General features: G+C 39.2%; 22 protein-coding genes. 12 read left to right on the top strand and 10 right to left on the bottom strand.

Translation table 11 applies throughout. From position 1 onward, the window contains the following. Nucleotides 1-44 precede the first annotated feature (44 nt). From B2W36_RS03110 to B2W36_RS03095, 4 genes are all read left to right on the top strand, one after another. A complete protein-coding gene (locus B2W36_RS03110; protein ID WP_293884594.1) occupies nt 45-2,144 on the top strand; it encodes a heavy metal translocating P-type ATPase in 2,100 nt (699 codons plus the stop codon). A gap of 163 nt (nt 2,145-2,307) precedes the next feature. Further along, nucleotides 2,308-4,893: a DNA gyrase subunit A gene (gene gyrA / locus B2W36_RS03105; RefSeq protein WP_209579221.1), complete on the top strand. Its 2,586-nt coding sequence runs from the start codon at nt 2,308-2,310 to the stop codon at nt 4,891-4,893. A gap of 7 nt (nt 4,894-4,900) precedes the next feature. Beyond that, entirely contained in the window at nt 4,901-6,001 is a 1,101-nt protein-coding gene (locus B2W36_RS03100) for a tetratricopeptide repeat protein (RefSeq protein WP_293886442.1), read from the top strand. 2 nt (nt 6,002-6,003) lie between these two features. Beyond that, a complete protein-coding gene (locus tag B2W36_RS03095; RefSeq protein WP_293886441.1) occupies nt 6,004-7,176 on the top strand; it encodes a tetratricopeptide repeat protein in 1,173 nt (390 codons plus the stop codon). Between the two features lie 49 nt (nt 7,177-7,225). Here B2W36_RS03095 and B2W36_RS03090 read toward each other — a convergent pair whose 3' ends face one another. Beyond that, entirely contained in the window at nt 7,226-7,663 is a 438-nt protein-coding gene (locus tag B2W36_RS03090) for an FKBP-type peptidyl-prolyl cis-trans isomerase (RefSeq protein WP_293886440.1), read from the bottom strand. A 113-nt stretch (nt 7,664-7,776) separates the two neighbouring features. Further along, nucleotides 7,777-8,187 (bottom strand): OsmC family protein, encoded by a 411-nt coding sequence (locus B2W36_RS03085; protein ID WP_209579218.1) that lies wholly within the window; start codon nt 8,185-8,187, stop codon nt 7,777-7,779. 178 nt (nt 8,188-8,365) lie between these two features. Between B2W36_RS03085 and B2W36_RS03080 the strand changes: the two genes are divergently transcribed. After that, nucleotides 8,366-8,617: a hypothetical protein gene (locus tag B2W36_RS03080; protein WP_209579217.1), complete on the top strand. Its 252-nt coding sequence runs from the start codon at nt 8,366-8,368 to the stop codon at nt 8,615-8,617. A 52-nt stretch (nt 8,618-8,669) separates the two neighbouring features. Further along, nucleotides 8,670-9,854 (top strand): MFS transporter, encoded by a 1,185-nt coding sequence (locus tag B2W36_RS03075; RefSeq protein WP_293884590.1) that lies wholly within the window; start codon nt 8,670-8,672, stop codon nt 9,852-9,854. A 105-nt stretch (nt 9,855-9,959) separates the two neighbouring features. Here B2W36_RS03075 and fabV read toward each other — a convergent pair whose 3' ends face one another. Next, nucleotides 9,960-11,162 (bottom strand): enoyl-ACP reductase FabV, encoded by a 1,203-nt coding sequence (gene fabV, locus B2W36_RS03070; RefSeq protein ID WP_293886439.1) that lies wholly within the window; start codon nt 11,160-11,162, stop codon nt 9,960-9,962. Nucleotides 11,163-11,323: 161 nt separating this feature from the next. On the opposite strand from fabV, the gene B2W36_RS03065 reads away from it, so the two are divergent. Beyond that, the gene (locus B2W36_RS03065; RefSeq protein WP_293886438.1) at nt 11,324-12,262 is read left to right on the top strand and encodes a multidrug resistance efflux transporter family protein; all 939 of its coding nucleotides are present in this window, start codon (nt 11,324-11,326) and stop codon (nt 12,260-12,262) included. 9 nt (nt 12,263-12,271) lie between these two features. On the opposite strand, the gene B2W36_RS03060 is transcribed toward B2W36_RS03065, so the two are convergent. The 3 genes from B2W36_RS03060 to B2W36_RS03050 form a co-directional block, all read right to left on the bottom strand. Further along, nucleotides 12,272-14,062 (bottom strand): ABC transporter ATP-binding protein, encoded by a 1,791-nt coding sequence (locus tag B2W36_RS03060; protein ID WP_293886437.1) that lies wholly within the window; start codon nt 14,060-14,062, stop codon nt 12,272-12,274. A 321-nt stretch (nt 14,063-14,383) separates the two neighbouring features. After that, the gene (locus B2W36_RS03055; RefSeq protein WP_293884586.1) at nt 14,384-15,178 is read right to left on the bottom strand and encodes a S1/P1 nuclease; all 795 of its coding nucleotides are present in this window, start codon (nt 15,176-15,178) and stop codon (nt 14,384-14,386) included. 122 nt (nt 15,179-15,300) lie between these two features. After that, entirely contained in the window at nt 15,301-15,762 is a 462-nt protein-coding gene (locus tag B2W36_RS03050) for a DUF4268 domain-containing protein (RefSeq protein WP_293884585.1), read from the bottom strand. 108 nt (nt 15,763-15,870) lie between these two features. Between B2W36_RS03050 and B2W36_RS03045 the strand changes: the two genes are divergently transcribed. Continuing rightward, nucleotides 15,871-16,401, top strand: a complete 531-nt coding sequence (locus B2W36_RS03045) for a lipocalin family protein (RefSeq protein WP_209579210.1) — start codon at nt 15,871-15,873, stop codon at nt 16,399-16,401. Here the strand turns inward: B2W36_RS03045 and B2W36_RS03040 are convergent, their stop codons facing one another. Both B2W36_RS03040 and B2W36_RS03035 read right to left on the bottom strand, forming a co-directional pair. Further along, complete coding sequence (locus B2W36_RS03040) at nt 16,402-16,704, bottom strand: hypothetical protein (protein ID WP_293884583.1); 303 nt, start codon at nt 16,702-16,704, stop codon at nt 16,402-16,404. 147 nt (nt 16,705-16,851) lie between these two features. Next, nucleotides 16,852-18,156, bottom strand: a complete 1,305-nt coding sequence (locus B2W36_RS03035) for an ammonium transporter (RefSeq protein WP_209579208.1) — start codon at nt 18,154-18,156, stop codon at nt 16,852-16,854. A 289-nt stretch (nt 18,157-18,445) separates the two neighbouring features. On the opposite strand from B2W36_RS03035, the gene B2W36_RS03030 reads away from it, so the two are divergent. After that, a complete protein-coding gene (locus B2W36_RS03030) occupies nt 18,446-19,498 on the top strand; it encodes a porin (protein ID WP_209579207.1) in 1,053 nt (350 codons plus the stop codon). Between the two features lie 117 nt (nt 19,499-19,615). Here B2W36_RS03030 and B2W36_RS03025 read toward each other — a convergent pair whose 3' ends face one another. Continuing rightward, nucleotides 19,616-20,023, bottom strand: a complete 408-nt coding sequence (locus B2W36_RS03025; protein ID WP_293884582.1) for an NUDIX hydrolase — start codon at nt 20,021-20,023, stop codon at nt 19,616-19,618. A gap of 270 nt (nt 20,024-20,293) precedes the next feature. Here B2W36_RS03025 and B2W36_RS03020 point away from each other — a divergent pair, with 270 nt between their 5' ends. Together B2W36_RS03020 and B2W36_RS03015 are read left to right on the top strand one after the other, a co-directional pair. Beyond that, nucleotides 20,294-21,313, top strand: a complete 1,020-nt coding sequence (locus B2W36_RS03020; RefSeq protein WP_293884581.1) for a L,D-transpeptidase — start codon at nt 20,294-20,296, stop codon at nt 21,311-21,313. A gap of 81 nt (nt 21,314-21,394) precedes the next feature. Further along, on the top strand, nt 21,395-22,153 hold the full coding sequence (locus B2W36_RS03015) for a murein L,D-transpeptidase catalytic domain family protein (RefSeq protein WP_293884580.1): 759 nt from the start codon (nt 21,395-21,397) through the stop codon (nt 22,151-22,153). 69 nt (nt 22,154-22,222) lie between these two features. Here B2W36_RS03015 and B2W36_RS03010 read toward each other — a convergent pair whose 3' ends face one another. After that, entirely contained in the window at nt 22,223-22,921 is a 699-nt protein-coding gene (locus B2W36_RS03010) for a prolyl oligopeptidase family serine peptidase (RefSeq protein ID WP_293886436.1), read from the bottom strand. Nucleotides 22,922-23,163: 242 nt separating this feature from the next. On the opposite strand from B2W36_RS03010, the gene B2W36_RS03005 reads away from it, so the two are divergent. Next, entirely contained in the window at nt 23,164-24,369 is a 1,206-nt protein-coding gene (locus tag B2W36_RS03005) for a metallophosphoesterase family protein (protein ID WP_293884578.1), read from the top strand. Nucleotides 24,370-24,372 lie beyond the last annotated feature (3 nt).

Genomic DNA, 24,372 nt, shown 5'->3' with positions numbered 1-24,372 from the left:
TCAGGAAATACCTATCTTTGCGTAAACACATTACTTACGATTAAATGAAGGAATCCAACGTGCATACTGAACTACATGTAACCGGAATGCACTGCGCAAATTGTGCTATTTCAATTCACAAATACCTGGAAAAAAACGGAGCTAAAGACATCTATGTTGATTTTGCCGCTGATGAAGTCAAATTTTCCGATATCCCCCAGGAACAAATACCAATGCTGGTCGAAGGGATTGAGTCTTTAGGATACAAAGTAATCGATGATCAGGATGATAAGCCTAGCTTTTGGCACTCAATTGAATTTAAGTTCTTCTGCTGTTTGATCTTTACTGTACCACTATGGGGCCATATGTTTACGGCGTATCCTTTACTCCATGATCCATATATCCAGCTCTGCTTGTGTATACCTGTATATTTTATTGGCTTTTCCCATTTCGGGATCAGTGCGTTACGATCCATTTGGAATAAAATGCCGAATATGGATGTGCTTATATTAGTCGGATCTACCGCGGCATTTATCTATAGTCTGATTGGCACATGCTACAATCTTGGTCACGATTATCAATTTTACGAAACCTGCGCGACGATCATTACTTTGGTTTTTTTAGGAAACGTATTGGAAAAACGGGCTATAACGAAAACCACGTCCGCAATCAAAGATCTGATTAAATATCAGAACGTGGATGCAATTAAGATCGATGGGGATCAGGAAATAACCATATTGGCCAAAGAAATTAAATCTGGCGATATTCTAAAAGTGAACACAGGAAATCAGATCCCGGTCGACGGCGATATTTTGGAAGGACAAGGCTGGGTAGATGAGTCGATGTTAACAGGAGAAAGTATGCCCGTTGAAAAACTGAAGTATGATGCTGTGATTGGCGGTACATTGCTGACCGAGGGTAATATCAGAATTGTCGCAACCAAAGTGGGATCTAAAAGTGTGCTCTATCAAATCATCCAGTTGATCAAAGATGCTCAAAGTAAAAAACCTCCTATTCAAAAATTCGGCGATAAGGTAGCCGCCTATTTTGTACCGATCGTTGTCAGTATCTCATTCTTCACTTTTTTTATCACGTATTTTATCGCACAATTACCACTGCAACAATCTTTGATGAATGCAATAGCCACCCTGGTGGTATCGTGCCCCTGTGCAATGGGACTAGCAACTCCTACAGCTGTTATGGTCGGCTTGGGTAGAGCTGCAAAAAAAGGTATACTAATCAGAGGTGGAAGCACTATTGAGGAAATGTCCGAACTCAAACAAATGGTATTTGACAAAACTGGCACCCTAACAACTGGCGATTTTAATATCAAGGCAATTCAAACATTCGGAATTGAACAATCTCAGGTCGAATCGATCATAGCACAGTTGGAAAGTTATTCTAGCCATCCTATAGCGAAGTCGATCCGAAAACAGCTGAAGGAAATTAAATCCTTCCGTATTATCTTTAAGGAAGTCAATGAGATACGAGGAAAGGGAATATTTGCCACAGATACCAATGGGAATAGTTATTCCATTTGCAATGCCAAACTTGGATCAAAGGATTATTCAAACCGTTATGACCTTACATTAACCATTAACGAAGTGGTTATAGCGGGTATTGTACTTGAAGATCAACTAAAACCTTACGCAAAAGAACTGATCCAATATCTCAAAGATAAGGGTATACGCCCTATTCTGTTGAGCGGCGATCGTCAAAGTAAATGTGAGCGCACAGCGCAGAAGCTTGGTATTGCCGACGTATATTGGGATAAATCACCGGAGGATAAATTAGAGATCTTGTATAAGCTTAAAAAGAAAGGCCCAACGGCAATGGTTGGGGACGGTATCAATGATGCGCCCGCACTTACTGCGGCGGATGCGGGCATTTCGCTTGGGGATTCAACTCATGTTGCGATTCAGTCTGCCAAAGTTATCCTACTGAATAGTGATCTCCGGTCCATTGAAAAGCTACTCAAGATCGGTCATCACACCTTACTGGCAATCAAACAAAATCTTTTTTGGGCTTTTGCTTACAATATTGTCGCCATTCCCCTCGCTGCCCTTGGTTTTCTTGGTCCTATGGTGGCGGCCTTAAGCATGGCATTTTCGAACTTAATTGTGATCGGTAATTCAATCCGTCTCCGCTTTAAAAAATTGAAATAAAATTGATAGCGCATCAGTACCATGACAATCCATAGTTGATTGTCTTTTTTATATATATTAGCGCTTCAATCTTTCGCTTTTGAGGTTAAATTTTTGTAACTTCGCATGCGTAGCAAGCCAGTTTATTGGGCTTGCTTACTAGTTTTATTGAAACCAAATTCATATGGCTGAAGAAACAGAAAACGACAACAATCTTGTTCCGGCAAACGACCGGATTATCCCAATTAACATCGAGGATCAGATGAAGTCTGCTTACATTGACTATTCCATGTCTGTCATTGTATCAAGAGCGCTTCCTGATGCACGTGATGGCATGAAACCAGTACACAGACGTGTTCTTTATGGAATGCTGGACTTAGGGGTTACCAGTGGCAAGCCTTATAAAAAGTCTGCCCGTATCGTTGGTGACGTATTAGGTAAGTATCACCCGCATGGTGATTCATCCGTTTATGACACCATGGTTCGTATGGCTCAAGATTGGAGTTTACGCTATCCGTTGGTAGACGGCCAAGGTAACTACGGTTCTATTGACGGTGATCCTCCTGCGGCCATGCGTTATACCGAAGCAAGATTAAAGAAAATTGCTGAAGAAATGCTATCCGATATCAACAAAGATACTGTTGATTTTCAAAATAACTTTGATGACTCTTTACAAGAGCCGACCGTACTCCCTACTCGTATTCCCAATCTTCTTGTCAATGGGGCATCTGGTATTGCAGTCGGTATGGCTACGAATATGGCGCCGCATAACCTTACCGAGGTTATTGATGGTACGGTAGCGTTCATTGAGAACCGCGATATCGAGATAGCCGAACTGATGCAACATATCAAAGGCCCTGACTTCCCTACGGGTGCACTTATCTATGGTTATGCGGGTGTTCAAGATGCCTGTAATACAGGACGCGGCCGGATTGTCATGCGGGCGAAAGCAGAGATAGAAGCAACTAAATCTGGGCGGGAACAGATTATCGTAACCGAAATTCCCTATCAAGTGAACAAGGCCAACATGATCGAGCGTACGGCCGAATTAGTGAACGAAAAGAAATTAGAAGGTATATCAGCCATCCGGGATGAATCTGATCGGACAGGTATGCGCATTGTATACGATATCAAACGTGATGCAAACGCGAACGTTGTTTTAAACAACCTGTTTAAATACACTGCACTACAAACCTCTTTCTCAGTTAATAACATCGCTTTAGTTAAAGGAAGACCTGTCCTCATGAATCTGAAAGATATGATTCATGAATTTGTGGAACATAGGCATGATGTCATCGTCAGACGTACACGCTATGAATTGGCTGAAGCGGAAAAACGCGCGCATATCTTAGAGGGATATTTGATTGCGTTGGATCATTTAGACGAGGTAATCAAATTAATCCGTAACTCCGAAACACCTGAAGATGCTCGTGTTGGATTAATGGAGAAATTTGGCCTTTCTGATCTTCAGGCCCGTGCAATTCTTGATATGACTTTACGTCGTCTTACTGGACTGGAACGGGATAAGATCAAAGAAGAATATGCTGAATTGATGAAAACAATCGACTATTTAAAATCAATTTTAGAAGACGAAGATCTTCGGATGAAGATTATCAAAGATGAGTTGATTGAGATCAAAGAAAAATATGGAGACGAACGTAGATCACAGATTGTACACTCTGCTGAAGATATGCGTATGGAAGATTTTATCGATGATGAAGAAATCGTGATTACAATCTCCCACAATAGTTACGTCAAACGTACTCCACTATCCGAATACAAGCGTCAGGGCCGCGGCGGTCGTGGATCTATCGGTACGAATACACGTGAGGAAGATTTTACGGAGCACATCATTACAGCATCTGCACATAATTATATGCTCCTATTCACCGAAGCTGGGCGTTGTTTCTGGTTGAGAGCTTTTGAAATTCCGGAGGGAAGCCGCACCTCGAGAGGTCGTGCACTGCAAAATATTATCAACGTTCCAAAAGAGGAGAAAATAAAGGCGTTTATCTTAGTGAAGAATTTGAAAGACCAAGATTATCTGGAAAACAATTTCATCATTATGTGTACTAAGAAAGGTACCATCAAAAAGACATCGTTAGAAGCTTATTCCCGTCCAAGAGCGAATGGTATAAACGCAATTAACATCAATGAAGGAGACCAGTTGATTGAAGCTTGTTTAACTACTGGAAGTAGCGAAATCGTTATGGCGCTTCGTTCTGGTCGAGCCATTCGTTTTAACGAGTCTACCGTCCGACCAATGGGAAGAACTGCGACTGGAGTACGTGGTATCACATTATCAACTGAAAGTGATGAAGTGATTGGCATGATTAGTGTGAATGATTCTGAAACAACTGTATTAGTGGTTTCAGAAAAAGGATATGGAAAACGTACAGACATCGAAGATTATCGGGTGACCAATCGTGGTGGTAAAGGTGTAAAAACCATCAATGTCACTGATAAAACAGGCGAGCTCGTTGCCATAAAAGGCGTAACAGACGCTGAAGATTTGATGATTATCAATAAATCTGGCATCGTTATCCGTATCGCAGTTGAAGGATTAAGGGTGATGGGTCGAGCCACGCAGGGTGTAAGGCTCATTAATTTAAAAGATAACGATGAGATCGCCTCTATTACTAAAGTCGATCGTGAAGAAGAACTAGAAGAGTCTGGCTTGACTGAAGAGTTAACCGATAACGACGATTCTACTTCGGAAGAGAACAAGGAATCAAACTCCGAAGAAAGCACGGAATCAAACGAAGAATAATTGACTAATGAAAAACTTACTGATATCATTTTTAATATCTGCAAGTAGTTTAACTGTTGTTGCCCAATCCAATTTGAAAGAGGGCAGCAACAGTTTTGCTTTATATACCAAAACCGGCGAGTTCAAAAATCTTGAAAACGCACGGAAATTTGCAGACGCGGCTTTTCAGTCAAGGAAAGATTCTGCTTCTGTTAACAATAATCTCTTAAGAGCACTGGTGTATAGTTCCTTGGCTGTTGCAGACTCAACAAGGAAGCAGCAATATAAGATGGATCCTATTGATATATCCATCAAATCACTTAAGCTTCTGGATCAAAAAAAAGCACGCCGAAATTTTCCTGCTGAAATGGACTATATTCGTCAAAATCTCGCTGGGGCCATCTCCTATCAAGCGGGCATTGCTTTAAAGGATGGTAAATTTGATAAAGCTTATAAAGCATATCTTCGAATAGATTCTCTTGGATTCAAAAATAATGATCTTAAATATAATCTCGCCGTACTCTCGGGTAAGAATAAAGATTATATGAACTCGATCAAGTATTATAATGAACTTATTAAGAGTGAACAACCTAAGCCCAATTACTTTCTTGAATTGGCACATATTTATTCTCTTGGAGGTACTAAACAGGATGTTTTAAACGTTCTTGAAAAAGGACATGTTGCATTTCCTGAAAATAAACAGATACTTTTTAGGTTGATTGATGTCTACTCGGCTAATCATTCTTATGATGCAATACTCAATGTTATCGCTGACGCTATCCGTTTGGAGCCAGAAAATGTGGAATTGAACTATATCGCCGGCTATTCCTACGAAAATGCCAATGATATCAAAAAGGCGAAGGAATATTATAATAACGTATTGCGATTGGATCCGAATAATTACGAGTCTAATCTTGCCTTGGGGCTGATCAATCTGGAAACTTTATTAAAGGAACCTACGAATCAGGATATACAGGAATTAACTATTGAATACCTGTTGAAAGCAAATGAAATAAAACCTTATGATGTTAATGCGCTCAAAGCCTTGGCTAAATATTATACGCTCATTGACGATGCATCGCAATTAGACAGGGTGAATTTATTATTGAATCAATTAACAGTTAAATAGATATGAATTTAAAATCTCTATTATTATTAGCCGCAATGGGTACTGTATGTACCTCAGTTTCCTTTGCGCAAACCGGTAATATAAAAAAGGCGAAAACTGGCCTGGCAAAATTTCAGGAATTGAAAGATGCTGGCACGTTACAGTTGGGTTTGCCCAACCTGAAAACTGCAAAGGAAGCTATTGATGCTGCTGTAATCAACGAAAAAACTAAAGATAACGCCGAGGCATGGACAGTTTATGCGTTAGTAAATGCTAATCTATCGACAATTGATAAATCTTCTGAATTGGCAAAATTGGCAGAAGATGGAATTGCTAAAGCAAAACAACTGGATACAGATGGTGCCAATAAAGCGAATATTTCGGTTGCAGAACAAATCTTAGGGCAATATAACTTCAATTTAGGTGCAGAAGAATATCAAGCTCAAAAATATGCTGATTCGTATAGCTCTTTTACAAAAGCATTGACCTATCTTCCTGGCGATACGTTAGTGACCTATTACAGTGGGGTTGCGGCATTATCTAACAAAGATTATAAAAATGCAATTGAACGCTACAAAGAATTGATTCCAAGAAAAGATTTCTCTTCGCATAAAACAATTATGGTAGACTTACCTAAGTTGTATCTATCGATGCAGGATACAACATCTGCACTGGAATATGCAAAAAAAGCAGCTGAAGCTTATCCTGACGACAACGCAGCAATGACGCAGAATATTGAGCTGAATTTAATTACAGGTCATGAAAAGGAAACAATTGATGCTATTACAGCGCAGTTAGCGAAAGATCCTAACAATAAAAGCTTAAATTATTACCTAGGTATCGCTCAATCTTCCGCAAAGAATGATGAGGCGGCAGTTGCAGCATATAAGAAAGCATTGGAAATCGATCCAAACTTTTTTGAGGCAAATACGAATTTGGCCATCACACTGATGAACAAAACGCGTGAAAAATTAAATGTTGTTAATAATAATAGAAAGTTAACACAGGCACAGTATGATGCTGAATTAAATAAGATTAAAGCCGAATTAAAGCCAGTGCTTCCTTATTTAGAAAAAGCAGTTTCTTTGCAGCCTAAAAATGTAGATGCATTAACCAATTTGAAGAACTATTATATTTTTATGCAGGATGAGGCTAAAACTGCCGAAATCAATGCTAAAATCAAAGAAGTAGAATAAAAATGAACTTCATAAAAAAAGGNNCCTTTTTTTATGAAGTTCATTTGCGCTAAGCTAAAATGGCAATTAACTCAATCTGAAATAATAAAGTACATTGCCCTCCTTTTCCAGAAACCAACTCCTCTTTTCCGTAAGCCAAATTTGGTGGAAGGCACACCTCCCAAATAGACCCGACAGGCATCTTTGAAATTGCTTCTTGCCATCCCACGATCAGTTCATTGATGTAGAACGTTTCTGGCCGCTTCCGCTTATAGGAACTATCGAATACGGTTCCGTCTAAGAGTTCACCCTTGTAATGACATATAACCTTTGCGGACTTTTTTGGTATCTGCCCGCCTCCTTTTGTCAATACCCTATAGTGCAAGCCCGAAGCGCATACAACGACACCATCTTGATGTGCATGCATTTCCAAAAATATCTTTCCCGCCTCACTATTTCTTTCTGCCAGTTCCGTGGAATTTACCTTGTTTTTCTTTTTCTGAACCAAAATTTGATTGATTAAAATTCAATATTATTACCTATTCTTTATCCGACCAAAATAACATCTTTTTGTTCTTTTTACGAAGAAAGAATACGTTTTTGTTCATTGTAGAAAATCGGTTACAACAACTCTGCATTTAACGTTTTTTCAAACGTAAATGCCCTACTTACGGGGCAGTTCTCTTTAGCCTTCTGCGCTATTGTCTGAAAATTAGATTCGTCTATTGAAGGAACTTTCGCTTTCAACTCCAGTTCAGACCGTACAATGGAGCCATTTTCCATCACAATTGTTGATACAGTTGTCAACTCATCAGGAACAAAACCTTCTTCAGAAAGATAGGCGCTCAATTGCATGGTAAAACATCCTGCATGCGCTGCAGCCAATAACTCTTCAGGATTTGTTCCAACACCATTTTCAAACCGCGTTGAATATGAATACTGGGTGTGATCTAATACTGTACTATCGGTAGTCAGGCTACCTTTTCCTTCTTTAAGATTGCCATTCCATTGGGCTGTTGCTTTTCTTTTCATGTTTTCTACGATAACTATTTAAACTAATTTTATAACATAAATTTCCCTGTCGGCTGTTCTAGCACTTCAGGTACTTTTATAGAACAAATGGCTGTTCAAAAAGTTGTATTCCATTTCACAAATTCGTGTCGCACTCCCAGCAATTGATACGTTAACTATCTTATTAAAAACTAAACTCATGAATAAACTATCCTTTCTTTTTATCGTTGTATCTATGCTCTTCTCATGCAGAACTCGTCAACTTGAGCAGCAGGTTTTAATACAAGACTGCCCCGAAGAAAAAATAGTAAACAAAATCCCTGGCCCCCCAGTAAAGGGCGAGGTCGAAAAAATTTATTACATCTACCAGGGTAAAAGAGTTTCCCCAAAACAATTTGATCAACAATGGCTCGAAAAGAATTGTGATATTAAAGAGACAGTTGTTTATTGATTTAATTTCAAAAAATAAGCTTAAAGACGTATTTTTGCCTAAAATTTTTAAGATGACAGTTTCTCTTCGGGAGGTCAATCAAAAGATTTTAGGCTATGTTTCTTTAACCTTCCTCGGTTATTTCACTATCGGCCTATCACTTGCTACCCTACCCATTTTTATTCACCAGACTTTGGGATTTAATACAATTGTCGCCGGATTGGTCATTAGCATTCAATACATTGCTACTTTTTTACTTCGCGGTTATGCCGGAAAAATAGTTGACACAAAGGGCCCAAAAGTTTCTGTTTTGCGCAGTATGCTATTTTTTGCCATGTCTGGTGTCCTGCTTCTACTTGTTTTCCTATTTAAATCACAGCCCTTTATCAGTTTAGGACTTTTGGTAATCACCAGATTACTGACTGGAATTGCTGAGGGTATGGTCGGTGCCAGCCCCATAAATTGGGCTCTTATGGAACTTGGCGATGAGCATGCAGCTAAAGCGATCTCGTTCAACGGCATAGCGAGCTATGGCGCATTGGCTATTGGCGCTCCCTTAGGTGTCCTCATGGTAAATCATATCAGTTACGAAGCTTTAGGTGTGCTAACAATTGTTGTTGGTATACTAGGCTATGTATACTGCCGCTCAAAAACGCCTTACCGGGTTGTTCGAAAAAGGACTGAAAAGGTCAGCTTCAAACGGGTATTACTTTTAGTAGCTCCGTTTGGAATCTGTCTTGCTTTGGGTGGACTTGGCTTCGGAAGCATTTCGACTTTCATGACACTCTATTATGAGCATTTTGACTGGCAAAACGGAGCGTCCTGTTTAACGGTATTTGGAATTTTCTTCATCTTGACCAGACTTGTATTCAATAAGGTTATTGATCAATATGGTGGTTTAAAAGTTGCACTGCTGAGTCTTTTTGTTGAATCATTAGGATTATTACTGATTGCTACAGTTATTAACCCTATTTGGACCTTATTGGGGGCAGCATTGACCGGTCTTGGTTTTTCACTAGTCTTTCCTGCGCTTGGTGTTGAAGCGATTAAAAGAGTCGACCAAAGCCAACAGGGCTCGGCTTTAGCAGCCTATGGTCTATTTATTGATATTTCTTTGGGAATCACGGGGCCTCTGATCGGTTTTGTGGCAAACAATATGGGGATGGGCGCTATCTATCCCTTTAGTTCAATTATGGTTGCTATTGGTTTTGCGGTGGTTGGAAACCTTATTTATACGAAAAGAAAAGCACTTGCTTAGCGACAGCATGAGTTCATAAAAGCGATTTACAGAAGATATATTTCATAAAAGAGCGGCTGAATTTTCACCTATCAGCCGCTCTTTTTTTATGCTAATTCGTGTATTTTAGCTTTCAATGCTCGGCACTCCAACAACTTCATTTGTATCTGCGTTGTAATCGATACCGTCGAAATTGAATCCGAACAAATTGAAAAACTCATTGCGATAGCCTTCAATATCTGAAATTTCTGCTAAATTTTCAGTGGTTGCTTTTTCCCATAATGCTGCAACTTCTGCCTGAACATCCGGACGCATCTCCAAATCGTCAACACGGATACGGCCTTTTTCATCGAGGGAAACTTTTCCGTCAGCAGTATATAGTCGCTCAGCGAATAAACGTTGCATTTGCTCAATTGTGCCTTCGTGGATACCTTTTTCTTTCATCACTTTATACAAAAGAGAAATATACAAAGGAACAACGGGAATAGCCGAACTTGATTGCGTGACCAAGGCCTTGTTAACCGATACATAAGAAACACCATGAATATCGCTCAAAATAGCATTTATTGCAGGCACTGTTCCTTCTAAATCGTCTTTGGCACGACCAATAGTACCATTACGGTAAATTGGATAAGTAAGTTCAGGTCCTATATAAGAGTAGGCGACGGTTTTCGCGCCCTCAGCCAATACGCCAGCAGCTTTAAGATCTTCAATCCAGAATTTCCAGTCCTCTCCTCCCATTACTGCTACTGTATTAGCAATATCTTCTTGATTTTCGACAGGCTGAATGGTAATATCTGAAATTACACCTGTGTGAAAATCTACAGTCTTATTGGTAAAAGGCTCTTGTATTGGTTTCAAAACAGAAGCATGTGCGACACCAGTCTTGGGGTGAGTACGGCGTGGTGAAGCCAAACTGTAAACCACTAAATCAACCTGTCCTAAATCTTTTTTAATAAGTTCGATAGTTTGCTTTTTCACTTCATCAGAAAAAGCATCCCCATTAATGCTTTTGGCATATAATCCCGCATCATGCGCCTCTTTCTCAAAAGCTGCAGAATTGTACCATCCGGCAGTACCAGGTTTGCCTTCGGCTGCAGGTTTTTCGAAAAACACACCGATTGTAGCAGCTCCAGAACCAAATGCTGCCGAAATCCGAGATGCAATACCAAATCCAGTTGAAGCTCCGATTACCAACACTTTTTTTGGTCCATTCGCGATTTCACCTTTGGATTTTACGTATTCAATTTGATTTTTAATGTTTTGCGCAGCCCCTTGTGGATGCGAGGTTAAACAAATAAAACCTCTAGTTCTTGGTTGTATAATCATCTTGATTAATTTTCTTACTACTTGTTTTATTGATTAGGCAAAATAAGGAATTTTAAATGAGAAAATCGTGATAAAAATCAATTACTTTTTGTTTCATTTTCAATTAAAGAGGCATTTGCTTACTTTCACAAATTGAAGTATACATCCTATTCACTTTAATTATGCTTTTCCAATTTACACTAAAAAAGAATAAAAATAATGCTATCCTTCTAGGGACTTTAGCGGCGCTTTTCTTTGCCAGTACTTTTGTTCTCAATCGCATTATGGCCGTCTCCGGCGGAAGTTGGCAATGGACGGCCTCTTTACGTTTTATTTGGATGTTACCCATATTATTCGTTATCGTCGCTATCCGGGGAAATCTCCGTAGTTTATTGAAAGAAATAAAATCAAATGTAGTACAATGGCTGCTGTGGAGTACGATTGGTTTCGGTTTGTTCTATGCAACGCTAACCTTTGGTGCCAATTACGGCCCCTCTTGGCTCGTGGCGAGTACCTTCGAGTTTACCATCATTGCCGGTATGTTCATTGGTCCTTTAATCGAGAAGAGGGGGTATCGAAAAGGAATATCAAAAGCTTCCCTCCTGTTTTCTATTATTATTTTTATCGGCATCCTTCTCATGCAAATTGCGGAGGCTCAATCCACTTCGCTAAATACCATGCTGTTGGGGACAATTCCAGTATTGGTTGGTGCCATCGCCTACCCTTTAGGCAACCGTAAAATGATGAAAATATCAGGGAATAGACTAGATGCTTTTCAGCGCACGTTAGGCATGACAATCTGTAGTATGCCTTTTTGGATCGTGCTTAGTCTATTTGGCTATTCAGAAAATGGATTACCAACAGATAGTCAGCTTTTGCAAACCTTCCTAGTTGCGCTATGTTCGGGCGTGATAGCGACACTTTTATTTTTTACAGCGACCGATCTTGTGCATCACGACCATAAGGCACTTGCTGCCGTAGAAGCCACCCAGGCGATGGAAGTTATTTTTACTTTAATTGGTGAAATCCTTATTTTACATGCTGCACTTCCAAATGGCTATTCCTCCATTGGGATTGTCATGGTGGTGATGGGAATGATCTTACATAGCCGATCGGCCTGACCATAATCTTTATCTTCCGCCACCCTGCAATGTCTTACTTATTTTACTCAGATTCAAACTATTGGCCATGGCAGAAAAAATAGCGTGATATGTGCCTTTACGCGCATAAAGATCCTCGTGTTTGCCCTTTTCGGCGACGCGACCTTTTTCCATTACAACAATCGCGTTGGAATCAATGATCTGAGAGATACTATGAGAAACAATGATTACTGTACGATCCTTTTTTATGGCATCCAAACTATTCTTAATCTGCTCGGTAGCGATAGCATCTAAATTCGCCGTTGGCTCGTCCAAAAAGATAATCGGCGGATTTTTTAGGAACAGCCGTGCGATGGCTATCCGTTGCTGTTGACCACCGGATAAAGATTGCGCATCTGAATCATAACCTTTTGGAAGCTCCATGATCTGTTGATGAATATAGGCTTTCTTAGCGGCTTCCATAATCTCATCTTTTGAACTCCCAATTTTTCCATATTCAATATTCTCCAAAATCGTTCCCTTAAAAATGTGATTTTTTTGCAACACCATTCCAATTTGTTGACGAAGAAATGCGGTATCATATTTCGCCAAATCCACTCCATCCAAAAAAATTTGGCCTTCAGCAGGTTCGTAAAATTTATCCAATAAATTGATGATCGTACTCTTCCCGGCTCCACTTAGACCGACCAAAGCTGTAATTTCATTCGGTCTGATATCGAAACTTACATCTTTCAAAGCGACAGTACCGTTTGGGTACTCAAAAAACACATTCCTAAGTTCCAAATGCCCTCTGATCTGCTCAGGTTTATATTCACCTCTAGATTCGATCTGCTCATCGGACTCTAGGATTTCAAAAAAAGACTCCGAATAGATCAATGCATCATTGACCTCGTCATAAATGCGATGAAGCTGACGTATTGGCGCAGAAACGTTGTTAAACAACATAATATGAAACATGATTGCCCCAATAGTGATCTGCCCCGAAAGCACTAGATAGGATGTTAAAACAATAATAATAACAACGGCAATCTGTTCGACGAAATTCTTAATGCTATCATATAGAAAACTAGTTTTCCGAGTTGCCATTTGATTTTCAGTCATCACGTATTGGATCGTCTCATGCCGCTTGGCCTCTTCCGGTTCCCGAACGAATGATTTGATCACTAATATGGAATCGATCAAACTAATAATTCGATTATTTTTGGATTCACGATATTTCCGCATTTGCCGTCTAAATCCGGTCAGTTTTGATGCTTGGGTTTGCCCAATGTACAGGTATAAGGGAATGACAGCAACCCCAACCAAACCTACATATACGTTCGCGTAAAACATACAGATAAGTGCAATAATCGCATTTGCAAATAACGGTAAAATATCAATAAAAAAATTCTGTACTAACCGCGTTAATGAACTGATCCCAGCGTCTATGCGAGTGGCCAATTTGCCGCTTTCGTTGTCTGAGGACGTGTAAAAGGCTAATTTATACGTCAAGATACGATTGACAATAGATTGAGAAAAATCCCTTGCGATATAGATACGAAGTTTCTCACCATAAAATTTCTGGCCAAACTGAACGATCGCGTAGATGATCTCTTTAACCAGCAAAATGATACTGATTATTCCAACGATATACATACCCTTAGACAAAGGCTCTTTGGCGACCATCAAATCGTTAATTCGATCGACTGTATAGCGCAAGATAAAAGCATTGATCTGTGCGGCAAAAGATCCCACGACAGTCAAAAGTAAGGTGTAAAAGATCAATCGCCTGTAAGGTTTGGCAAATGGAACAATTTTTTTAAGCAATTGGGAAATAGTCATCGAACTTTGATTTATTACGAAGAAAACAAATGATCTTTGGGCATTGTTTAAACCTAAACATAAAAACCTTTTTAGGGCTTCAAAAGATAGTATATACCAAGAAAAAAGAAGCTGTATTAAAAGTCTGTCTCATCAACTTGACAACAAATAATTTTTGAAGTTTTATGCAGCTTACATAAAAAAAGACCAAATTCTAACTGATTTTGGTCTCCTTTTTTTGGAATTAATACGTTAAAGCTGTCGCCCGAATCCAATTCTGATTTCTACTGGTAATTTTCGTTTATTCTACAGCCTTTCTCTATAAAACTTATAAGCGATATCTTAACCAAAGATCCGATTTAAAACTTTAGCCAGGCGTAAGCCACCTTTCAACATACATTGTTCCATCACATCTTTATTTTGATAAACATACGAATAGGATAAATTGGCATTATTTGCTACATCAGCATATATTTTTTCCGCTAATTGATTGGATTCATAGAGCCAATTTGAAAGTTCTCCAGCCGCCAATTGTAGGTTTCGCTCTTTACTATTCACATCGAGCACTGTTGCGTACTCCGTATAGCTATATTTTTCGTTATCCACTAAATCACTGTCCCATACACGGTGGATATTTGATTTTTTTCCGAACCAGCTTACTTCAATCTTATTTCCCCCTTGGTCTTCAGCACGGCTTACATGCATGGGTTGATGCGCATCCCCTAAGATATGGATCAAAAAATAAAGATTTTGCTTCTGCTGTTCCATAGCGATAGTCTTATCAGCGAAAGACTGTTCGATGCGGATAGCGGTCTTATACAAATTTTCATCGGCAGAATTTTCAAGCCCCAACTGGAACTCTGCCCAAGGTAAATTGGAATTTAAATTGATAAAATGTGAATTGCCTAATTTTTTAAATTCGGGATTAGGATCCGACTTAATGAAGTCACCCCAATTTGCCCAATAAGCAAGCTTTTGCTTACCAATAATTTTTCCGATATTCTTTTTCGCTTTTTTAGTCAAATGACGTTCTGCAATTTCAGCGACCACACGATGTCCGATCGTTCCCCATGCAAATACCGATGAAAGCTGAAAGCACAAAGTCAACACGAGCAAACCCTTAATTATTTTTCTCATTGAATAGTTGTTTTAAATGATGCTGTTTTTCCCCTCAAATCAACTTCCAGCGCAATTTAGCCGGTTTTTAAACTGTTGATTTGAATGGGTATCAACCCCATCTTTGTATAGTTAAATTAAATTTATTTAAATAAGTCGAACGCATATTTTGCGGACGACCAAAATTCATCCAGCGCAATCATTCGGGGCTTAAAAAACGAAATAAGTTCGGCCCAATCCGCTTCTCTAAAAACACTATGCCCTTGCATAGTGGTATAAATCTGACAAATTGGCTTTCCATATTCATCTCTTCCATCCATCTCCCAAATCCACTCTTCTCCGAGCAGATCATGCAGTAAAGCTCTAAACTGAAGAAACTGCTCAGCCATCAATGCCCTGATACCAGCATCCGGCTGCGACCACTGTATCGCGATTTTCGCTTCATTTTTATCTGCATCCATTTTAAAATACAAATGCTTAACACCTGTTTTGTAGTTAATCCAATTTGCTTTTTCTCCATCCGCAGATAAATGTAATGCCATAAATTGACCAAACTTCGTCCAGAACGAATGTTTTAATTGTTTTATCTCTTCCCTTGAATACACCAATACAATTTTTAAGTCAACAAAATTAATAAAATAGCCCGGCTTCTCTAAACCTTATTGGTATTAAAATTGTTGTTTTACTAACAAATAATTTCGAAAAAAATGAATATGGATAAGAAAAAATCACTCTTGCTTTTGGCCACGGTAGCACTAGGAACAGTCGCATACAATGCCCTTAAACCGGTCATTTCGCGGCCCGATGTTGTCGATCCATTCGATTTGGATAAATATCTTGGAAAGTGGTATGAAATAGCCCGGCTCGACTTTCGTTGGGAAACTGGCTTAAGTCAGGTTTCCGCCGAATATAGTAAGAATAAAAATGGTACGATCCGCGTAAATAACCAGGGATATTCCGAAGAGAAAGAACGATGGAAACAATCTATTGGAAAAGCCAAATTTGTCAACAGCCCGAATGAAGGAGCACTTAAGGTATCGTTCTTTGGCCCATTTTACAGTGGCTATAACATTGTCAAAATAACACCGGATTACAAGTATGCCCTGATCTTCGGCGATAATCTCGATTATATGTGGATTTTAGGCAGAGATACCGATATTCCAGATAAAATTAGAAATGAGTTTCTAACCTATGCTCTTCAATGTGGCTATAAGACAGGTGATCTTGTATGGACAAAACATTAATTAAAAAATCGGAGCGAGCAACTGGTAATTTAACGTTGCGTCCTGTGCAATCACGTCTGCAATTTCTTCAAGGTCTTTGTGACTTATTACATTTCTGATTCCTGCATTGTAAAGGTTAGCCAAAAACAACGCTGCTTCATGCTTTTCACTTATTGTCAGAATAGAACTCCCAACGTAGAAATTTAACGCTGATACCGCATAGTCACCAAAAAGATTGAATCCGAAATCTCCGTTTGTCTGTATGCAATAACGCATCATTTTTTCAAAATCAGAACGCAATGTTGCTTTGGTCTCCGTGTTCATACATTCACTTTTAGAAAATTTTTGCTTGAAATACTTAATCTGAGCCGCTATGTAACCTTGGCAAAGGTGCAAAAAATATCCCAAACAATACAGCTGCTAAGTAGAAGATTGTTTGGGATAACATATAAACAGTTTACTTTATCTAAATTACAAAGCTTCGGCGTGCTGCGTCACATCCAAACCAAGCTCTTCGTCCGTTTCTTCGACACGAAGTGGGGCAATAAGGTCAGTAATTTTTAATAAAACCAATGAGCCGACGAAAGCAAAAAAGGACACGGCAAATAATGCGATCATATGGACAAAGAATAATTTGGTTTCACCAAAAAACAGCCCGTTGTCTACCACCACAGGGTTGATGTTATGATGTGCAAATACACCTGTAAGCACCATACCCACCATACCACCTACTCCGTGACAAGGGAATACATCCAATGTATCATCAATACTTGTTTTACTTCTTAGATAAACGACAAGGTTGCTGACCAACGCGCCAACCAGGCCAATTATCATTGCGTGTGGGATACTGACAAAGCCGGCTGCAGGAGTGATCGCTACCAGTCCAACCACAGCACCGATACATGCACCCATTGCTGAAGGTTTCTTTCCGCGGATAATATCAACAAATATCCACGCCATAGCTGCCATAGCCGAGGCTGTAGTTGTTGTCGCAAAAGCATAAGCTGCTAAGGAATTTGCGCCTCCGGCAGAACCCGCATTAAATCCAAACCAGCCGAACCACAATAAAGCAGTACCCAATATCACATAGCTGATACGTGCAGGATTATGAACTTGTATTTTGCGCCCTTTTAAGTAGATCGCGGCCGCTAATGCCGCCCAGCCTGCCGACATATGCACAACAGTACCGCCAGCGAAATCAAGAACGCCAAATTTGGCTAAAATTCCTTCAGGGTGCCAAGTTGCGTGTGCCAATGGCATATAGATAAAAATGCTAAATAGAATAATAAATAGCATAAATGAATTGAAGCGAATACGTTCTGCAAAAGCACCAGTGATTAGCGCTGGCGTGATAATCGCAAATTTCAGCTGGAACATAGCGAATAAAACCAAAGGTATGGTTGGTAGCGCTCCCCATGCAACATTTCCCAATGTACCTTTCATCATAAAAAATGTACGTGGATCGCCCACAATGCCACCGATATCGTCACCGAAAGCTAAGCTAAAACCAACGATGACCCAAAGAATTGTCATCAGGCACATGCAGATAAAACTTTGCATCATGGTTGATATCACATTCTTTTTGCTAACCATACCACCATAAAAAAATGCAAGTCCTGGTGTCATAATCAACACCAATGCAGAAGAAGTTAACAACCAGGCTGTATCCCCTGTATCAAATTCTGCCTTATTTAAATCAGACAAGTCAATTGAAGGAAATACAAGTCCTAATACTCCTAAAAGAACTAGAACAATAAGTGGAATAATTTTTTTCATGTGTTTAAACTGATTAGTGTTTATTAATACTTTAATAAAATTGTTGAAAAAATACAAAAACAAAACAAAAACCTATAATCATTTAGATTTTTATCAAATATAAAGTCTTTTTATTAAAAAAATACCATGATAATTTATTTTTTGTGATTTTTTTTACATAATTTCACAATAACAAACACAAAAACCATTATTAATCTATAAAAATCAATTTATAACCATAAAAAAAAGAGAAATTATAAAAACAACTCGGCAAAAACACCAAACAAATCAAACTTAAACCTCCAAAAACATGAAAAAACTTCTTACAACAGCAATTTTATCTGTATTTCTTATAAATACAGCGATATCACAAGAAGAAAACAAAGAAAAGGGAATCGAAATATCCGGATCCGTTGACACCTATTGGAAATATGACTTCCAAAACAAACCAAATATTAATACCTATTTTACAGAAGACAACAATTCCGTTTCGATCGGAATGGTGGATTTAGCTGTTAAAAAGAAGTTTAAAAAAGCTTCATTTGTAGGCGAGTTATCTTTTGGACCTCGCGGTCAATATCGCTCTATCATGAATGGGGACGGTCAAGCTGGCGATGATAAAAATAGCTTTCACATACAAAATCTCTATGTAGGCTACGACCTCACTGATAAACTTAATCTCACTGCAGGTTTTATGGGAACATTTGTAGGCTTTGAAGTGATATCTCCCACATACAATTTTCATTATTCGACATCTTATCTCTTTGGTGCAGGACCTTTTCAAGATGCGGGACTGAAAGCAACGTATAGTTTCTCCGACAAGGTGGCGCTAATGGTCGGAATATTTAACGACTGGAACGTCTACCAAGATATGAACGGTGTGTCGCACGTAGGCTCCCAGCTAGCTTATACACCCAATGATAAAAGTAGCTTTTATCTTAACTTTCTCACCGGATCCTCAGCAGGTGGAAAAGCAAATTATAGTTCAGGAACATTGGTTGACCTGGTTGCTAACTATGATTTCACACCCAAATTTTTCCTTGGTTTAAATGCAACCAATTATAAAAAGAGAGATGGTGGCGGATATTCGGGCGTTGCTCTCTATCCAAGAGTTCACTTTTCGGAAAATTTTGGATTAGGATTACGTGAAGAATTTTTCCAAACACATAAGGAAGAGGAAAATGGTATCCCAAGTGCTAATATTCTAGCGACAACATTAACAGCAGAATATAGTTATCACGGCTTCAAATTTATCCCGGAGATTAGAATTGACAAAGGAAGTACAGAGAGATTCATCAAAAATGATTTAAGTCCAACGAAATCTGCAGGACAATTTCTATTAGCCTGCGTCTATAGTTTCTAGAAGGAATATTCATCAACAAATAAAAGAGCGGAATTCAGCTGGAACTCCGCTCTTTTATTTTAGCCAGACTGCTATCCCAAAATATGGATATTTAAAGATTACATCATTCTTTTAAATCTACAGCTTTCCAGACAGCCAACGGGGAACAACAAACTCTGCTGCCAGGTGCGCTAGCTTAAAACTGCGCCAATTGTCCTGTTTGATCCAAACCACCTCTACCAGCTCTTCATAAGCTTCAAAAGACTGAGTCGCCTTCAATTTAATCACGTAAATATTACCTTCTACCAATGTATTTACCTCATTTACGGCATGTGCAGTATGGCTACCTAAAAATTCTAAATCGTTTTCACGTACATCGAACCGTAGCTCTTCGCGAAGCTCACGAATCAATGTTTCCTCTTGATTCTCTTCAGGCGCTGCCTTACCTCCGGGTAACTGGAAATAAGCGGAACCCTTTTTCCGAACCATCAACAAATCACCATTGGGATGGAGGATCGCCGCAGAACAAATAACAATTTTATCCATATCGTGTATTTCAACTTACAAAACTAGCGTTTTTATTGCTCATGAAAAACATGTATCTCTTCAACCTGACTTTCATTAAGTCAGCATTTGAACAGATTCAGGTCGATTATCACCCAAAAACGACAATGTCATTCGTTCACATTACGTTCTTAAAACACCTATGGTTGACATTCTTCCCATAAAGTGTTCTTATTCACCCACAATAAAATTGCAAATCATCAACAATTTATCTAAGTTTAAACCATAAAGCAATAGTTTATAAATCTATATATGAGTCCAAGATTAACATGTCTAGTACTAAGTCTAATTTTCCTTTTGGCTGGATGCCAACAGGATAAAAAGGATATAGCAAAGACGCAGCCGCCCAACAGGCAACAAAAAAAAGTGGCGCCTGAAAAGTTGAATAAAAAACCAGAGCTAATCACAGACGAAGATATAATTATCAAAAAAGAGCTACAGTATAAAAAATATACCCTGGAAGATACCTATCCTTACAAAGATACTACACGAACTTTCCAATGGAGCAAAATTAAAGAGCGCTTAGCATTTGTTACGAATTTTCAACAAACTCCTTCGCTATACGCTGTACTTCAAAACTATCAAAATGAGAAAGGTGAAGCACCAACAATTGCGGGTTACAAGCGGGATACTTATAAAAGGGTGTCCGACAGCTTCAATGTGGAGCGTTATCAGGCCGCACCGCTCTGTGATCTTAACACCAATCAAGCGGTGCGTTACGGGCGCGATGGGTGGCTCGTCCGTGTTCAGGGCTCCGACAGCCTAGACAGGATTCCGGTCGAAGGTATTTCATTTGAAGGGAAATACAGTGTACCAAAGCGCTATCTTAAAATCATTCGCGATTCGATAGAATTTAAATTCGTTACAGTCGTAGACATTAAAAACCAAAATATCTGTACATTGGAAAAAGCTGGAAATGAATGGCTCGTCAGAAGCATGAATCCAGCAACCAGTGGACGACATAAACCTCCCCATGCCCAAGAAACGCCTACTGGTCTCTTTGTTGTCCAAGAACATAAATCAAAGATGTTTTATTACGAGGATGGAACCAAAATTTATGGTGGATTTGCGCCTTATGCCACGCGGTTTACTGCTGGGGCATATATACACGGTATTCCAGTCAATAACCCAAATGGCAATATCATCGAATATAGCGAAAGTCTTGGAACTATTCCAAAATCACATATGTGCGTCAGAAATGCGTCATCTCATGCTCAATTTGTCTATAAACGGTCAAAAGACTTTTCGTCGCTCGTCATAGTTATCGATTAACAATATTTAACATTCTGTAAATCAAATATGTATTAATTTTAATTATTACTTTTGTAAACATCTATACAGAAAAGGAGTAGAATGGGAAATACGTTTATGTTTCTTTTGATGGCATTGAATACAGCACTTTCATCACAAGAAGAATTAAAAACAACACAGCAAGAAACCAGCGAGCATCGTATAAATGTGGAGCGTCAACGCACAGAAGTTGATTCCTTATACGATGAAATGAACCTAGCGCAAGTGTTACAATACGAAGCGTTTCGTCAAGCAATGGAAGGCAGGAAAGCTCTTCCTATCCACAACAAAGACATTATGACGGTCATCGATTTCTCGCTGGCATCCACTGAAAAGAGGCTAGTAGTATTAGACCTTGCGCAGAAAAAGGTACTGTTTAATACGTTAGTTTCGCATGGCAAAAATAGCGGCGAGAATTACGCGGTAAATTTTTCGAATCAACAGGAATCACTCAAAAGTTCCTTAGGTTTCTTTACGACTGAAAATACTTACAATGGTGAGAATGGTTATTCATTGGTGCTAAATGGTCTTGAGAAAGGCATAAATGATAATGCCAAAGCAAGATATGTCGTAATGCATGGTGCAGATTATTGTAGCAATGGAACAATAGCGAGTTTAGGTAGACTTGGAAAAAGTTATGGCTGCCCTGCCGTACCGAGAGAATTTGCAGCCCCTATCATTAATACCATCAAAGATGGCACATTATTGTTTATCTACGCAGATAACGCTGAATATTTAAGCAAAACCCACTTGATCCATCAACCGAATATTCTGATGGCCCAGTTTCATAAAAGACAGTCTATGTTTAACAGTGAAGGCTAATAAAAAAACCTGATGAATCATCATCAGGTTTTTTTTATTCAAAGCCGTTATGCCGGTTGACAAAATCTTTTAAGACTTATGCCTTTTCCTAAATTTCAACATCCAATTGTAAATTGCATCGTCGTGAAATAATCGCTCTACACTCCCATGCGTACCTCCTTTTATTACATTCAAACTCACATTAGCATCTGGATCCTCTTTTTTTATAGCCCGCATAATCTTTTTAGATTCCGAAATTGGCACTGCCCGATCGGCTGTACCATGGTGCAACCAAATGGGAACCTGAGTCAAATTGGACGCATACTGACTGGATCCACCACCACATATGGCCACCGCTGCCGCTACCCTTTCCGGATATTTTCCAGCCACATCCATTGTACCGTAGGCGCCCATACTCATGCCACACACATAAATACGGTCCGGGTCAGCATTATAATGTCCGATGACATAATCCACAATTTCCATTACTTTATCTGCATCCCAGCCGCCCTTTGACTGTGGCGCAACAATAATCCCTGGAACTTCCTGGCCTTTATTGATAGCATACAGTACACCATAGCGCTTTACACGATCCAAATTTGTCCCGGAAAGACTCCTCCCATGCAAAAATACAAAAACAGGTTGCTTCTCAGTGGTGGAAGAATCTAGCCCGGAATTTTTGAATAAAAAGGGATACGCCGTTTCTCCTCTAATCGCCTGTACTTCCTGCGCATTTACACGCATCAGTAGCATAAAGAAAACACATAGGTATAAATAAACTTTTCGCATACGTTATGTATATAAATTTTAGCTTAATCTGGAACATTAAAAATACAATTAAATGATTTTTGACAGCCGTATTTAACAAGTTTTAACATTTTAAGCAGGCTGTATTTTACCAAGCTACCACTACGAAGCTAAATCTATAGTAAGGAATGAGCAGTAATTTATACGATTCCATCCAATTATAATTGCATTTCAGATCAAATTTATCTTAGTTTGTAACTGTTGACGCAAATCGAAGCTCTCACATGAAAATATTACATACCGCCGATTGGCACCTTGGAAAAAGACTGGAAAGTTTCTCTCGAATAGACGAACAGACCCTGGTAATGGATGAGATCGTTCAGATTGCCGATCAGGAAAATGTCGACCTAGTTGTGATCGCCGGAGATCTATTCGATGCTTTTAACCCGGGAGTCGAAGCAATTGAGCTGTTCTATAGAACAATCAAACGTCTTAGCAAGGATGGTATGCGTCCTGTAATTGCTATTGCTGGCAATCACGATTCACCACATTTGGTTGATGCACCCGATCCGTTGGCAAGAGCATCCGGTATCATCTTAATCGGCCATCCGCGCGCCGTCGTCTCTCCTTTTGCTACGGAAGGCTTCGCTGTCGTACATGCAGACAAAGGCATTATCGTCTTAAAATTACCTCACTATGAGCATCCGATTCGAATCCTTCATACCGCTTACGCGAATGAGATCCGCTTAAAACAATACTTAGGTGAAGATAAAGAAAGTAAGCTGAATGAGGTTTTGTCTTCCGAATGGAAAAAAATTGCCGATACCTATTGCGATGAAAAAGGCATTAACATCCTCATTGCCCATCTTTATATGAATAAGTTAGGTCGTCCACTTTTGGAAGAGCCGGATGGTGAAAAGCCGGTCAAAATAGGAAATGCAGACTTGATCTATTCACAAGCTATTCCGGAACAAGTCCAATATACCGCATTAGGACATCTACACGGTTATCAAAATATAGGTTCTCTAGAGAAACCAGTCATCTACGCATCATCTCCCCTATGCTATAGCTTTTCAGAAGCTGGACAAACCAAATTTGTAGCACTAGTCGATGTATCGCCCGATACACAGGCCGCCGTAACCCCAATCCCACTCACACAAGGTAAGCCATTATTTAGAAAAACATTTGAGGATATTGAAAGTTGCATTTCCTGGCTAGAAGAAAATCCAGACGCCTTGGTAGAATTGACATTTAAATCCGACACCTTTTTGAAAGCGGAAGATCGCAAGCGTATCTATCAGGCACATTCAGGAATAATCTATTTGATCCCAGTGGTTAAAGAACGGGATAGCGAATTTATAGACACCAAAGAAATCAATCTTAAGCAAGACATATCTGTATTGTTTCAAGAATATTTCAAATCCAAAAATGCCAACCAGGCGCCCAACGACGATCTCATTGATCTATTTCGCGAAATTTTAAATTCTTAATTG

The organism is Sphingobacterium sp. UBA3549 (assembly GCF_002376635.1).
Lineage (GTDB): Bacteria > Bacteroidota > Bacteroidia > Sphingobacteriales > Sphingobacteriaceae > Sphingobacterium.
Note: the sequence above shows the minus strand (reverse complement) of the source record. Positions and strands in the feature narration are given on the sequence as shown.